The 13,666-nt window shown below is 41.8% G+C and carries 20 protein-coding genes and 1 pseudogene; 3 read left to right on the top strand and 18 right to left on the bottom strand.

The window, feature by feature from the left end; translation table 11 throughout:
- Window positions 1–155 precede the first annotated feature (155 nt).
- From AACU25_RS33980 to AACU25_RS33905, 16 genes and pseudogenes are all read right to left on the bottom strand, one after another.
- A pseudogene (locus AACU25_RS33980) lies at window positions 156–533 on the bottom strand (reverse transcriptase N-terminal domain-containing protein); the annotation flags it as partial.
- A gap of 594 nt (window positions 534–1,127) precedes the next feature.
- The gene (locus tag AACU25_RS33975; RefSeq protein WP_096583253.1) at window positions 1,128–1,832 is read right to left on the bottom strand and encodes a hypothetical protein; all 705 of its coding nucleotides are present in this window, start codon (window positions 1,830–1,832) and stop codon (window positions 1,128–1,130) included.
- Between the two features lie 161 nt (window positions 1,833–1,993).
- Window positions 1,994–2,401 (bottom strand): hypothetical protein, encoded by a 408-nt coding sequence (locus AACU25_RS33970; RefSeq protein ID WP_096583251.1) that lies wholly within the window; start codon window positions 2,399–2,401, stop codon window positions 1,994–1,996.
- Window positions 2,402–2,782: 381 nt separating this feature from the next.
- A complete protein-coding gene (locus tag AACU25_RS33965; protein WP_096583249.1) occupies window positions 2,783–4,087 on the bottom strand; it encodes an NF041680 family putative transposase in 1,305 nt (434 codons plus the stop codon).
- A 159-nt stretch (window positions 4,088–4,246) separates the two neighbouring features.
- The gene (locus AACU25_RS33960; RefSeq protein WP_339382107.1) at window positions 4,247–4,402 is read right to left on the bottom strand and encodes a hypothetical protein; all 156 of its coding nucleotides are present in this window, start codon (window positions 4,400–4,402) and stop codon (window positions 4,247–4,249) included.
- Window positions 4,403–4,515: 113 nt separating this feature from the next.
- Window positions 4,516–5,085 (bottom strand): hypothetical protein, encoded by a 570-nt coding sequence (locus AACU25_RS33955; protein WP_096583247.1) that lies wholly within the window; start codon window positions 5,083–5,085, stop codon window positions 4,516–4,518.
- Window positions 5,086–5,088: 3 nt separating this feature from the next.
- On the bottom strand, window positions 5,089–5,466 hold the full coding sequence (locus AACU25_RS33950) for a hypothetical protein (protein WP_096583245.1): 378 nt from the start codon (window positions 5,464–5,466) through the stop codon (window positions 5,089–5,091).
- Window positions 5,467–5,521: 55 nt separating this feature from the next.
- Complete coding sequence (locus AACU25_RS33945) at window positions 5,522–5,815, bottom strand: hypothetical protein (protein ID WP_096583243.1); 294 nt, start codon at window positions 5,813–5,815, stop codon at window positions 5,522–5,524.
- Between the two features lie 290 nt (window positions 5,816–6,105).
- A complete protein-coding gene (locus AACU25_RS33940; RefSeq protein ID WP_096583241.1) occupies window positions 6,106–6,402 on the bottom strand; it encodes a hypothetical protein in 297 nt (98 codons plus the stop codon).
- A gap of 39 nt (window positions 6,403–6,441) precedes the next feature.
- Window positions 6,442–6,660, bottom strand: a complete 219-nt coding sequence (locus tag AACU25_RS33935; protein ID WP_096583239.1) for a hypothetical protein — start codon at window positions 6,658–6,660, stop codon at window positions 6,442–6,444.
- 206 nt (window positions 6,661–6,866) lie between these two features.
- Entirely contained in the window at window positions 6,867–7,721 is an 855-nt protein-coding gene (locus AACU25_RS33930; protein ID WP_199347534.1) for a hypothetical protein, read from the bottom strand.
- Between the two features lie 41 nt (window positions 7,722–7,762).
- A complete protein-coding gene (locus AACU25_RS33925) occupies window positions 7,763–8,128 on the bottom strand; it encodes a four helix bundle protein (RefSeq protein WP_096583235.1) in 366 nt (121 codons plus the stop codon).
- A gap of 34 nt (window positions 8,129–8,162) precedes the next feature.
- Window positions 8,163–8,396, bottom strand: a complete 234-nt coding sequence (locus AACU25_RS33920; RefSeq protein WP_096583233.1) for a hypothetical protein — start codon at window positions 8,394–8,396, stop codon at window positions 8,163–8,165.
- A gap of 246 nt (window positions 8,397–8,642) precedes the next feature.
- The gene (locus tag AACU25_RS33915; RefSeq protein ID WP_339382106.1) at window positions 8,643–9,344 is read right to left on the bottom strand and encodes a hypothetical protein; all 702 of its coding nucleotides are present in this window, start codon (window positions 9,342–9,344) and stop codon (window positions 8,643–8,645) included.
- A 111-nt stretch (window positions 9,345–9,455) separates the two neighbouring features.
- Window positions 9,456–9,608, bottom strand: a complete 153-nt coding sequence (locus AACU25_RS33910; protein ID WP_190446039.1) for a hypothetical protein — start codon at window positions 9,606–9,608, stop codon at window positions 9,456–9,458.
- A gap of 342 nt (window positions 9,609–9,950) precedes the next feature.
- The gene (locus tag AACU25_RS33905; protein WP_321206898.1) at window positions 9,951–10,277 is read right to left on the bottom strand and encodes an XRE family transcriptional regulator; all 327 of its coding nucleotides are present in this window, start codon (window positions 10,275–10,277) and stop codon (window positions 9,951–9,953) included.
- A gap of 252 nt (window positions 10,278–10,529) precedes the next feature.
- On the opposite strand from AACU25_RS33905, the gene AACU25_RS33900 reads away from it, so the two are divergent.
- The 3 genes from AACU25_RS33900 (at window position 10,530) to AACU25_RS33890 (ending at window position 12,021) form a co-directional block, all read left to right on the top strand.
- Window positions 10,530–10,865, top strand: a complete 336-nt coding sequence (locus AACU25_RS33900) for a DUF5674 family protein (RefSeq protein WP_096584422.1) — start codon at window positions 10,530–10,532, stop codon at window positions 10,863–10,865.
- Window positions 10,865–11,227, top strand: coding sequence for a hypothetical protein (locus AACU25_RS33895; protein ID WP_096583229.1), 363 nt, complete (start codon window positions 10,865–10,867; stop codon window positions 11,225–11,227). The genes AACU25_RS33900 and AACU25_RS33895 overlap by 1 nt, the downstream gene beginning before the upstream one ends.
- A gap of 461 nt (window positions 11,228–11,688) precedes the next feature.
- Entirely contained in the window at window positions 11,689–12,021 is a 333-nt protein-coding gene (locus AACU25_RS33890) for a molybdopterin dinucleotide binding domain-containing protein (protein ID WP_096583227.1), read from the top strand.
- Here AACU25_RS33890 and AACU25_RS33885 read toward each other — a convergent pair.
- Together AACU25_RS33885 and AACU25_RS33880 are read right to left on the bottom strand one after the other, a co-directional pair.
- Window positions 11,970–12,824: a sugar phosphate isomerase/epimerase family protein gene (locus AACU25_RS33885; protein ID WP_096583225.1), complete on the bottom strand. Its 855-nt coding sequence runs from the start codon at window positions 12,822–12,824 to the stop codon at window positions 11,970–11,972. The genes AACU25_RS33890 and AACU25_RS33885 overlap by 52 nt on opposite strands.
- Complete coding sequence (locus AACU25_RS33880) at window positions 12,821–13,522, bottom strand: hypothetical protein (RefSeq protein ID WP_096583223.1); 702 nt, start codon at window positions 13,520–13,522, stop codon at window positions 12,821–12,823. The genes AACU25_RS33885 and AACU25_RS33880 overlap by 4 nt, the downstream gene beginning before the upstream one ends.
- Window positions 13,523–13,666 lie beyond the last annotated feature (144 nt).

Genomic DNA, 13,666 nt, shown 5'->3' with positions numbered 1-13,666 from the left:
TTTCTGATTGCTTTGTTTTTCACGTAGGCGTAGCCCGCCTTTGGCATCGCTCGCTTGTGAGAAAATCTGTACCCAATTGCAGCTCATTGAGTGGAGAATAATCATAAAGGAGAGAATATCCCTAAACTTCATTGAATCAAGGTGCAATATGAATACACCGTCGGGACTTTAAGGATACGGACTTTACCATCCTTTTTAGGGATTGGGATTTCCCGTAGTGGTTGATGGCTCCAGTTATGGGCTTTAGATTTGAGTTCTTCACTCAGTTTAAGCCTTTGCTCAAAAGTGAGCGATGCCTTGCCATCAATTCCTGCTGTCTTTTTCCCAGCGTTTAGCTGTGTTACTTGACGGATTGCCAGTAATATCGCCGAGGTGGATTTCAGTATCAGCCTTTGCAGGGACTTTGCTTTGCGCTTGTCTCCAACTAGAACGGCTTTGTACACTCGTTTTTGTAGGCGGAAGAGGTTAAGGCGGAATTGCTTCCACGGTAGGTTATTCCAGGATTCACTAGCATTGTTGCTGTGTCTAATCAAGCTCTGACTCCAAGCGTGTGTATTCTGAACACCTCCGACCAGTTACGGTCAGTCCTACCCGAATTAAGGGAGTTCCGCTACTCGTCTAGCCTACAAAGGGTTTCGACCTCCCCTAGACCCTCAATTCGTTTTTCTTCGTTCCCTCGGCTAGATTCTTATGTCCCATTAGGTGGAACCAATTCAACCACTGGATTCCCTAGACTCGTGCCATCTCGTAGTCAGATGTATGGCGGGAATGCGGTTTGTCTCCAGTCAGGTCAGGGTTTTGTTGTTGTGCCCTTGCCTGTCAGTAGGTCGCTTTTTTAGGTTCTGTTTCACCATAGGAACCCCCCGTTAGCGCCAGTGTCATCCCACAACAGATGTCTGATTGCGCCCTGTTCCCAGCTTCACTCTCCAGAAACCGAGTCTGGTCGGTGTGGGCAGGTAGGGAGTCATACCTGAGTCTGGTAGGCGGGGTTTTCACCCGCATCAGACCGAGAGTTCAACCCTTGGTGGCAGTAATCTGCTGCCAGGTTGGTGTGATTATGTACGGACTGGTTACCGTGATTCATCACACAACGAATCGCACCTGACTTCTGACTTCTGGATTCTTCTTCACTTGGTTAATTTCCAAATCGTGTAGCCGATTTCGCCAGCCATCATTGAGCCTAAGTTGTAAATAAGGCAAGCAAGGATAGTGCTGGGATTGGTGAAAGCAAAAGGGTTCCGTCCAACAAAAGTGGTTGTCAGGTCGAAAATCCAAAAGAACAAAGCAACTGCACCGCCTGTGTGTCGTTCTTTCATGCCAGCAACCTTGTAATCTCGCCACAATGCCAGTGTTAGGTCAATGGTGCCACTGGGTTTGCCGCCTAATGTAAACTGCTTGGAATATTCAAACTCGGTTTTAGCTTCTTCTGGACGTTTACCACGCAATGTTCGAGCTTGCATTACTTGGACTAATGCAGATATGCCAAAAGATAACCAGAATAATGGGTTGAAAGGTAGTGTTAGCCAACCAATCCACCCAATCCAATTTTGCTCGAACCAGGGCAAAAGAGGAGTTCCAGCAAACATAGTCTGCCAAATGCCATCAGTACTGAGTAACGAACCGATGAAAAAGCCCAGTGCGCCGATGATTTTCGTACCGCCAGAACCAGGAGTGACGAACTGTGCCAGGATATGGGAAACGAAAGATACAGGGATAGAGATAATATCAACAATCCAGCCCGCAAGGATTTCTATGTAATCAGAAACTCCCTTCCTTTTCTGAGTCTGCTTTTCGGTTGCTTGCTCAGAAGATGAATTTTTCTGAGTATCCATTCTCTTTATTCCTCCACTAACCCGAAATTATTAGGCGAGGGTGAGCTGGGGGAGCGGGGGTAGCTGAGGGTGCTGGGGGAGAAAAGAGTTATTGTTCAATGACTCTCTTGCCTCCCCAGCCTCCCCAGCCTGTCACCACGCGAAGTTTGTGTGGCGCACCACTAACCTGGTGCATCATTACAAGCATTTTTGTAGTAGTATTTCCATTGCCATTGCCGAGCAGAAATCCGCCCTATGCAAGCACCCGCAGAGTCATAAACATAAATCACTTCCGATTCCAACCAACCTGTAGTTTCTGGGCGCGGATCTCGTTTTGGATTGTCAATGTACTGCCGGATTTTCAGTTTTTGAGTATTAGGTATAACTTGGGTTTGAGCTAACTTTAAAGCTGTCAGCTGGCGTTGCTCGATGCGTGAGCGTTCTACATCTTCGCTCTGCTCAATGCTTGCTGCTGCGTTAAATGATTGAAATTGGGATGGGAGTTTTAGGAATAAAGGAGATGCAATTAAAGCGATTCCTATAAAACCGAGTATTGCTTGTCCAAGGTATTTATTAGCACTAGTACTCACGATTTATCCTCAATCAATTTCGCTGATATACCGCCAGTAAAGCCTAAAGTCATAGCAGACGAACAATTCGCAATTCGCAGTTCGCAATTCGCAATTATGAACAAAAGTTTCAATTGATTCATTGTTTTTACAAGCTTTTAATTTCAACTATGAACAAAAAAACAGACAGTATTAATTGCGAATTGCGAATTCATAATTGCGAATTGGTTTGACTGGGCTGGTTGCTAATTTCTGCAATGCTTCCACGAGTTTTTGGCTCATTTTGAAACACGCCCCAAAATTGCAAAACCTGCACCACTGGAGTTTAGACTAAAGCATGACAAAATGACCCAGCAGCAGTGAGTTGACAAGTTACACATCTCAAAGCAAAAAAACTCAATGTCAAGCGGACTGTGGTTGTTCTTTTTTCGGCTTGGCAGTACTTTTTTTAACTGTAGGATAACGAATTCTACGCAGGCGAACTTTGCCAGCAAGCCAGCCTTGAGACTTTCCACGGGGTTTGGGTGAAACAGACGGTGTACCAATGGCGGCGAAAACTGCTGCCATTGCTTGAGCGACCCGTCCAGGGGACAATCTGGACTGTTTTTTCTGCCAAGGTAAAGGATTGTCATGTACAATCCCATGTGCAAGCCAAAGTTGCCAAGTCATCAGGGGTAAAAGGTCACTCCACCGCTGACACTGTTCTGGGGTACTCAATTGCGGCAGAGTCCAATGCAAGCGCCCTTTGGCAAAACGATACCAGTGGTCAATGGCAAATCGACGGCAGTAAAGCTGCCAGAATGAGGATAAAGCAGGCATAGATAGTCCCACCCACACCAACCATAAAGCCTTGTTTTTTGGCACACCAAATTCATCTAAGCGCTGAATTTGAATCAAATTCATGGAATGATCTTTGGACTGTTGAAAATGAAGATTACACCATAAGCGGATAGATAAACGCCCCATTTTTGGGTCGTTGACTTCAATGATTTGGTCAGGTGTCCACCATGTAGACGAATCGTTGAGTTTAAATTTATCACCGTGGATACGGGGACGACCAGTGCCGCCATAAGGTGGGGGCGCACCATACAGCAGTCGATTGGAGCGCAAACGCATTAATTTGTCTGCGGCAATATCGCTTGTTTGTTTCACGAAACTAGCACACCCGTATTCTGCATCCCACAAGCTAATGGGGCTTGTTGGCAGGTTTGAGCATACTAGTTTTAGTTGTGCGGCAGCTTTTTGAATTGGGTTCTCAAAACTGGTGATGCGTTCATGTAATAGGGGTAATGCCCAACTGCCCTCTGTTTCCGGCACAACTGCAATGGTGCTGTAGCCTTGTCCCAAGGTTACGGGTTTTGCCCCTGACATGGGTTGAACTTGATGCTCATAGGTTCGGTCTTTCAATGTTGGGGCATGTAATCTTGCCCAAGCTGTATGGTCTCCTGCTAAGATGATTTTTTCTGTGGGATTGAGTTGTTTTATATACAACTTCATCAGTTCGGTTCGGGGCGGATTTCCGTCTTGTATTGCCTCGTATACACTCGACCATTGCCTGCGAAACACGGGAGACACTGATAGTTCTGCAAATGAATTAATACTACGTGTTACTAACACTGCATCCATCAAGTCGAATAAGGCATCTTTGGCTTTACCCAGGATAGTGTACACACCTGTGCGAAATTGTTTAAGCTTTTCTAATGTCATGGTCAAGCTGTTAATTTTTTTCCTTTTATCAGCATTGACCAATTTGCGGTTAGTTCAACATCGCTGACCGCTTTTTTTGTTCGCGGATTTTTCTCCTGTTCAGCTATGTCCTTTTTTTGACTATTTTTCTCTCAGTGTTATTTTCCCCGCCAACCCTATTTAGTCTAAAGTCCAGGCACCAATAACTATTCCTAAAGCTGGGAGCAATCCAGCAGAAAGTACACCAGTGGCGATCGCACATCCTACGAGATAGCTACTACCACCCAAAGCACCTAAAACTGAAGTGGTGAATAAACTGGTACTGAGAATATCCATAACTGTCTTTTTCCTTTGGGATTTCAAGATTTCTTGCAGTAGTTGTATTTGAGCAACAGTAGCGACAGTTTCCGTTTGAAGTTGTAGAGCAAGCGCTACTGTTGAATAAGCTTCTAGAAGCGAATCTGTGTCCCCATTGAACTGACTCGTTCTCTCAAAAGGTTCAGTCGCTGTTTTAGTTGTTCTTGTTTGCGGATGGACTCCCCCAATCTTGTTGAGGCTTCTTGGGCTAGGTTAATTAAGCTCTGATCAATCTCCGCTATTTGATTGTCAACTTCAAGCAGAGATTGCTCGGCAAAAGCATCTAGCACAGTTCCTTTAGCTGCAATCAAGGATTCCATGAACAACAATGCGCCTGTTACCCCAGTGGAGGCACCCAAGATTTTCGATTGTTCGTTTTGAACCGCGATCGCTCCTGATATCGTCTGTTTATCTGCTGCTGTTAGCTTGTACGACGCTTGCTGAATTGCCTCGTCAGCCTTTGTAATTGTGGCTTCTCCCATGCCATTGAATGGTTGCGAGTCCGGCTTTTGGTCTTGTTTGACTTTTGAATGAGCAGCAAGAAATTCTTCAGGGAGTTGAGAATTAATTGTCCAAGTTTGGCCTGGAAAGTTCTTGCGGAACTCGTCAACTAACTTACCTGGCTTGATACCAATAGATTCTGCATATTCTTTAATAGTCATTATCTAAACTCCTGTAAATTTTTCTGGGTAGTTGGCTAATTCTATTGCTGTTTTTTTCAGCCCTTTGGTAAGTACTGAAGTTCTAATCAGTTGCAGAGTTGGGATATGCCAGTTTGTTAACTTGATATGTCCATTTAATCCCCCATTTTCTTCATCTCTAAAATCTGCAAACTCTGGTAAGTAAAGACTGGCTAAGTCTAAATACTTTTGCAATTGCCTCATCGTCACCTGTGGTTGCAAATTCTTTGCTACTTGCTCTCGTGTGAGAGGTTGTTCGACTACGCAATTACCTTGAATTAACAAGCTTTTCGCCTCCTTGAGTTCTCCTTGAGTTCCGGTCAAGTTCCGGAATTTGACCGGAACTATTGATGCCATCAACATAAAAATACCTGCTCAGACAAAGCAGGTCATCACTTGATTAACTCTTAGTTAATAATTAGGCAGCTTGTATTTGTTTCATTTCTAATAAACGAGCTATTAAAACGAACTTCAGCATACTTCTTGTTCTTTGAGGCATATTGGGAAATTCTATGCCAGGCCCCCATTTAATTTGTACTGTTTTGAAAGGAATATCTAGTTCTTGTGACAGAATCGAACAGTATTCTTTGAAAGTTCCGCGTTCGCTCTCTTGAGTTTCTACAGTCTGCAAAGACATTCCACTATAGGCGGATTTAATTTTTCTACAAAAAGTTAATGGAGATATCTCCTGAATCCGAGTTTTTGGTAACATTTGCTCTCTCCTTCCAGGTTGATCAAACAGAATTCAGGAGTCAGGAGCCAGAATTCAGAATTGAATTCTGTGCGACTGGTGGATGAATAAACGGGTTTAAGACCCCCTCCAAATCGTAGATTTGGTGGTCTTCTCCCAAGGGGAGACGCTACGCGAACAATTAGTGGGGGATTCAGACCCACCACTAATTGATTCTGACTCCTGAATTCTGACTTCTGAATTCTTCTTCATTAGGGACAAGCACTCAGGGACGAAAGTTAACACTTTGAGCTTTGGGTCTCTACTTCTTTTTAGCTGTACACCTGAAGTGATGGAGCTTTTCGCTTCAAATTACCGTTGCCATCATCCCCATTGGTTGTAATGGTAGGCTGCTGTCTACATTCCGAACGATTACATCTGAAATCCCAGTGATTAATTTGAGATTTTCCACGATGTTCTACCAGAACTATTTGGTTTTGATAAGTAGGATTTTGACCACTGATAAAAAATGCATCTCCTAATGCATAAAAGCCAGTGAGTACATAATGTCGCTTGTCGATACCCATTAATGCATCCCAAGCTTGTTGAGTTTGTTGCTGTACGTCCATATTGATTAACCTAAATCTTGGTAATTGCTTGTAACAAAGCTATTCATCTAGTTTCAAAACTTCCAAAGTTTGTGCAAGCGCTTGTATTGCATCTGCCAAACTCAAATCCCTTTTGTTATCACATAAGAATTGATAAACTCGTGAGTTATGCTCTTGAAAATATACTAGTGAATTGAAGACTCTCTCTAATTCTTCATGCACAGATTCTCTGGTTCTACTGTCTAAGTACAGCGCTTTATCTAGAGTTGGTTCAATCATATTTTTATCTAAGTTGAAGAAGAATTCAGCAGTCAGAATTCAGAAGCCAGAATCAATCGGAGATTCAGACCCGCGGCTGATTGAACGCGAGTGCGTTTTCCTTTGGGAGAAGACCACCAAATAATTTGGTGAGGCAGTCGCACAGAATTCAGCCTGAATTCTGACTCCTGACGAATGTATTCTGTTTTGATACAGAAGCTATTGGCTCATACCATATTTGCAACAATCTGCTGTTGAACTTGCTGCATCCATCCCTTAATTGCTTGTAGTTCATCCACACCATCAGTTACAGCACTAACAACATATTTTTGATAGGAATTAGCCGCATGATTGGGGTGGTCAAACTTCCCTGATGCCCAAGCAATACACATAGTTTTTACAAGTTCATCAACTTTACTGTGATGAAGCTCACTGGGACTACTAACATCTTGAAAATGTAACCATTCTTTGATTAAATCAAGCGGGTAATTTAGTAATTTACGAATTTGTTTTACCCGTAAATCTTGAGGATGTATTGCAGATGTTACAGTAGTTTGCTTTGGATTTGATTGCGGTTGTGCAGATTGAGCATAATCGACTGAATCTGAAGTTGGAGTTAACTTAGATTGAACATCACGAATAATTGCTCCCCAGTCAGCGTTAGGATTCCATTCTCGACGAATACGGGTTTTAGTTAAAGCGTCATAAAGATTGCAGAAAACTGAATTTTCATCACCTGGAGTAGCAACAATTATTATAGGCTGAGTAAAATCTTTCACAACAGATGCAGCTAACAAGAATGATTTAGCAAAGTTAGTTTCAATGCCACTGCGGACGATATAAATTTCATCAGCTTGAACAACAATATCTAATTTTAGATTATCCTTGCCTTTGAAATCCTTATCTGTTAGTCTTAGCTCTAAAACATAACCTGTTAATGCTCTTTGGCTGACAGGAATCTTCTTATCTTGTTCAATTTCGCAGTTATACCAAGCATAAATCCAACCATCAACCTCTAATTTCTTCATATACAGATAAATTGGCTGTGGTGGATTACCTAATCCAAGTTTAATTTCAGGCATAATTAAAAATCATCCAGTTCAGTTTGGCTAGAATTCAGAAGTCAGGAGCCAGGAGTCAGAATGGAATTAGCATAACTTGTCAGTAACTTGCTAACTTCTTCAAGTTGGAGCATTAATTCTGAGGTATCATCATACCCAAGGTCTTTGGTGAGGATTAAATAGTAGCGACACTCTTCTAGAGAACCTTGTGCTGTATTCATAAATCTTGCTTTATCTGCTGCTCCTTTTTTCTTAAAACCTTCAGCTATATTTGCTGGGATTGACACTGCCGCTCTTCTAAATTGAGAAGTTAAACCATATATTTCAGATTTAGGAAATTGACTAGTAAGCTTGTACACTGCTAAAACGAATTGATGCGCTTTTTTCCAAACTATCAAATCTTGAAATGTTCTTGCTGGTTGTCTCATTTATTCTGACTCCTGACTCCTGACTTCTGAATCCTTATGATTGTTTTTGCATCTTGACTTTATTCATCTGGTGAATTGATTCTTGAATTACAGGCCTTGCAGCTTCTTTCACAGAGGCTTTGGCTTGTTGATATAAAAATTGTGTTACGCCCTCTGCATCTTCTTCTGGGTCGATTTGTGCCCATAATGAGCAACCCAATTCCAACGATTCATAGTCACCTAAGTTAAATTTTCTGTGATAGGTGACAGCAATAGTCTTAATATCCATCAGGTTTTTCAATTCCTAATAATTAAGTGGATATTTGCAGTTGATTTTGCTAATTGAATTAATTTTGAGCGCGAGTCAGTCAATTTTCATCTTATTGAAATTGATTCAGCGCTGTTTGTTGATTTAAACTCAAACTTTTTTAATGATTAACTCTTTTGAATGAATCTAATAAGACTTCTCACGTCCGGCTTATTATGCTGATATTGAGATGGTGGGTACAATGCACCCACCATATTCTCTCTTAAACTACGCGACTAACACCATACTCTCTGGAAGTGGCTGATACTCCATTAGCCGCTTCCATTCCTCGCTCGTCAGTTGATCAAATGGTTTATCCAACAATTCATCACAAGACTTAGTTTCTACACTAGGCAATACTTCAACCATCGACAACGACCACATAGCATCGAATCCAGAATCACAGGGCACTTGCTGCTGATGGTCTGATGATGCTCTTCTCACCCACCAGCGACCGTCAGTGCATCCTGCCGAGCCTAGCTTTTTGTCGTTGTTGTAGATACCGTCATCGAGGAGTTCAAAGCCAAATTTCTCACATTCCACAGCAATTTGTGCCATCACTTCGTTACCCGTAGTATTGGCTGGAACTTTTTGCTTTTGTACAGGTAGTGTGCCTTGCTTGTGGTGCCAAGTGACGTGGCTGTGGCACTTAGCCCAGCTGTTTGCACGGTGTACTTCGGTTGAGTTCACACTCACTACCCAGCGTTGGGTTATGAATTCGTCGTGGTCGTAGGTGATGCTAGCTATTAGTTTGTCGCCAACGTAAATTTCATAGTCGTAGCAGCTGATTTCGATAACGGTGAATTCTTCGGTTGCTACAACCTCACCCTGTTGTGTGATGTGCTGCTCTAGTTGGGCTTGAGCTAGAGCTTGTTCGTCAACGGTGAAAGAAGCGAAAATTGCTTGCTGTGTCTGCGTTGTATGGGTCATAATGAAAATCTCCAGTAAATTTGGATAAAAAGCGATCGCAATGTTTCTCAGGCAGGCGATCGCCTTTGTTTTTGAAGCACAAAAGAGCGCTGTACAAATGACAAAACGCTCTCACAACAGAATCAGCGAAGCTGTACAAATCTTGGAATTACGGGCGTATATGCGATAAATAACCAATTTTTCAGACTTAGTTAGGTCATCGGAATCATCTCCGGCGGCTTGAGCATTACAAGTTTGGCATCCGGCTGCTAGTCCCGGTGGCATTGGGTTTTGTGGGTATCTAAACAGAATTCAGGAGCCAGAAGCCAGAATTCTCTTGCTTGTATTCTGTCCGACTGGTTCGGCAGTCAGTTGGCGGGGTTCCTCCGCTTAAAGGAACTGCCGTTAGCGCAGCATTAGCAACGCAGGAGCGTCACCCTTAGGGCGAATAAACGGCGTTTTTGCACTCCCACCAACTCCCACCAAATTGAAAATTTGCTGGTCTTCTCCCTCATAGAGAAGCACTCGCGTTCAATCAGTCGCGGATCTGAATCCCCAACTGATTGATTCTGACTCCTGTATTCTGACTCCTGACTTCTTCTTGCTCTCCTTAACAATATAGTGCAACTAAAAGTTGCATTTGTCAACCCCTAATTGCACAATTTTGGTTTCTGTTAAACACAGTAATTCAGCCAAAGTACAGCCAAATACTTTACATAAGCCAGTAACGAGTTCTGGGGAAGCACTTTTGACTTCTGTGAAGGTTTCCATCCGGTTCAAATATTGCCGAGACATATCTACGTCATATTCAGCAAGCTTTTTGGATAAAGTTACTAATGGCATATCACCACGCAAAGAGCGCATTTTCTGCCCGCGCTCCTTTGTCCATCTAATAGATCCCACTTCAGTTAGTGGTAACATTACTACCTCTTCTATCTGTTCTTGGCTAGCCATATTATGCAATCTTTAGTTGACGAAAACAAGAGTAAAGTGCAACTATTAGTATCAAGGAAAAAGTGGGAATTATCACCAGATGACAAGTTCATTAAGTTTAGACCTGTGAGATTCTGGTGAAAGGAGTATATGGTATAGAGAATTTTTGAAGCTACAGACTGTACCCTTGAACTGTTATTGTCTACGTATTAATCCTTATATTAAGGATTGTATAAATTGATGTTGTTGATTATTAAGTAGGATGAGTTGCAATTGGTTTTAATTATTCGGGAACCTGCTACCCATGAACAAATAGAGGAAATGCTGAAAACTTGGGATGTATTTATTAAAATAGCAGTAGACATCGAACGTCAAATTCTTGCAGGTGGTGGGGTTCGCCACTACGAATGTGAACAAGAATTGCTTAAAGATGGAAGCCGACAACGCGATATTTGGGGGGCTGATTGGTCACCATATACTCAGGAGATAGTGTTTGAGTCAATTATCAATATCCGTCCAAGCCAGAACAACCGTAGTATGATCATACAGTCACCAAAGATTCGAGAACAAGTCAGCCAAATTACCAAGCAATTGCTAGGAGGATTGTAATGCCTAACTGGAGTGCAATTGAAACTAGTTTTTTACATCTAACCCAGCCACAGCAATTAGGGGAATTGGCAGCCTGTCTAGCACGGCTTAAATCTTGGGTACAAAATAGTGCAAAGGGCGAAATAGTTCCAGTATTGTTAGAAGAGAGCTTATTGTATTTGTCTTTGATACAGCAAAACAGTGAAGTTAATTATGTTGAATTAAATCAACTAATAGAGGTATTACAAGACTGGAAACTCAATTGGGTCAACACTTGGAGCGAATCGACCCAAAGCGCAAATATGGCAGATTGTGCATCTACTTGGTCAGTGCGAGTATTAGATATGTCTGGTTTGCTGACCAATCAATCCATAAGTGCATAAAGATTCAAGAACTTACCATAAGTGCATAAAGATTCAAGAACTTAAAAAAGAGCAAGAAACACAAAAACAAAGGGTAGCAGCAAATATAGACATAATTCAGCTGCTCTCATCTTAAATTAGTAAGTTATACCAAAGAAAAATCCGGAGATAGCACCTAATAATGCACATATCTGTATGACTTTTGTTGGCTCTATGTATTTATTCGTGTATTTATATACCCCAGAATCTGGGCTGACAAAAGATAAAAATGTATACAGCAAGAAATAAAATATTGTGGGAGTCAGACCTCCTAGAAGAAATCCGTAAACAGCCCAAGCCAATCCAAAAAAAACAGATGTCATTATTTCTGTCTGTATTATTTAGAGTACTTATACTTATTTACCATAAAAAGAAGCAAGAATAGGCTCAATGGCTGAATCATGGGATGATTTCGCCCAGCGAATAGTCTCGTGCTGGCATTAATGACTGGAGGCAGCTATTCCCAACACAACACGGTGGTTTACAAAGTTGATGATCAATATCGAGGAATGCCCCATCGCCGCTGTATTTTGATGAATCGCACAGACGCAGAAAAAATTGGGTTAGCCCAACATGATCTCGTCACAGTACAGGGCGATGCCGACAAACTAGAGAACGTGGAAGTGATTTATGGTGCTGTACGAGAAGGGGCAGCGTTGATGTTTTATCCCCAAGTGAATGTCATTTTTAAAGCCAGAACAGAAACACGCTGCGGTACGCCTGCTTACAAACGGGTGCCGATGCTAGTGTATGGAAAACAGCGATCGCTACATTGATCTGATTGGAGATCCAGTATTAAGTTCGTAATCCGCTCATACTCTTGTTGTACTACAACTATAGGCAACCGATTTAATCGGCTCTCTAATACCAAAGGAACTTCATCTGGAAATTGAGTAATCTGCGGTAACCACCAAGTATCATCTGTAATCCGGGAGTGTATATCTTGTCTGCCATCATTATCCGAAATATGAATTTCTAAAAGTCTTTCTAGTGGTAGTGCCAACCATTGATTCAGTACTAGTGAATTTTTATTATGCCAAATGTTGAGATGCGCTAAGTCAATAACTATCTTCATTTGTGGAGCATCTTGGCAAAATTGGGTAACTTCGTCAGCATGATCCAAAAGGTTCTGGGTAGCGCTGATACCAAGTGTGGGATACATTGTCTCTACACCCAGAACAATACCTCGACTCAGGCAAAGCTGGTGAAGACAATGAATATTTTCTACAAATGTTGTGTATGCTTCGATACGTTCAGTGGTTTTGGAAAAACTGCCTCCATGCACTGAATAAGCTGTGATATCTATACTGGCCAAGTAATCTGTTAGTCGCTTAAAATAATCCCAATCTTGGGTTTGGGCTAGATTCAAAGGATAGTGGCGATCGCCCCAAACAAAGGCATGGTGTGCTCGATAGAGCATTCCCAGTTTTCTAAAGTCGAAAATTGCTTGTGCAGCATCAGCATCAGGTTTAGGCCCAATTGCTAGTTCAGTATACCGGACTCCTGCATTCCAAAATACTGTTAAGGCTTCACGGGTTGACACTCCACCATAGGCTGACAAACTCAGATACAACTTCATTGTTCTTGTGTTGTCGATGAATATTCAAAAATTGCAGTTCTAGGTTTGAAAGCAAATACTTTGCTCGAATATCCTACTAAAACACTTATTTCTTGAGCTAATTGCTGTTGTTGTTCTTTTGGATATGGCATATTTGTGAGTAAATCTTCAACTTCACCCCAAATATAGTAGTCAATTTGCTCTTTTATAGAAGTTTCTGTACAGTCGTTCACGTTATAGATGCGTTTATAAAGTATTTCTATCAAATGCTCGACCGAACCAAATCTTAAAGACAGAGTATAGCTGTACCCAATATAGTTACGTTCGTCATCATAACCATCAAGGTCTTCGTGAATCTGGTAGTTGCTCAAACCTATCGGTAGTTCGAGCGTTGCTAATAACCAAGTAGTTGGATCTTCTGCAATACTAAATTCAGATTTGCGCGTATACCAATTATGACTTTGTGTCTGTTTTAACTCTTGCACAAATGTTCTGAATTCTGGCGTTGGCAACAAGCAGCGAGCATCAGTAGCCAGAGCATTAAAAATATTTTGAAGTTCTATTGCTTGTGCATCAACCAACGTCTGCTCTGCGGCACGAAGTTCTTGCATTCTTGTTGTTACTAGCTGTTGCAATTGTGCAATCTGTGGGTCAAATTGTCTGGCATGATTTTGCACTAACTCTTCATAACTCGAAAATAGAGAATGAGAATCTGTCATGTCTATTGCAGGGAATAAACTAGTGGTAAGCAGCTATTAGTGCTTTTGTACTAATATACCATTAATTGTTGAAGAGCCAGATGGTTTTTTGAAAGCATTGATGAGTTGAGCTAACTTCTCGGCGATCGCGAGAGTTGAGTTAGC

This window comes from Tolypothrix tenuis PCC 7101, assembly GCF_963874875.1.
GTDB classification, from domain to species: domain Bacteria; phylum Cyanobacteriota; class Cyanobacteriia; order Cyanobacteriales; family Nostocaceae; genus Aulosira; species Aulosira tenue.
Note: the sequence above shows the minus strand (reverse complement) of the source record. Positions and strands in the feature narration are given on the sequence as shown.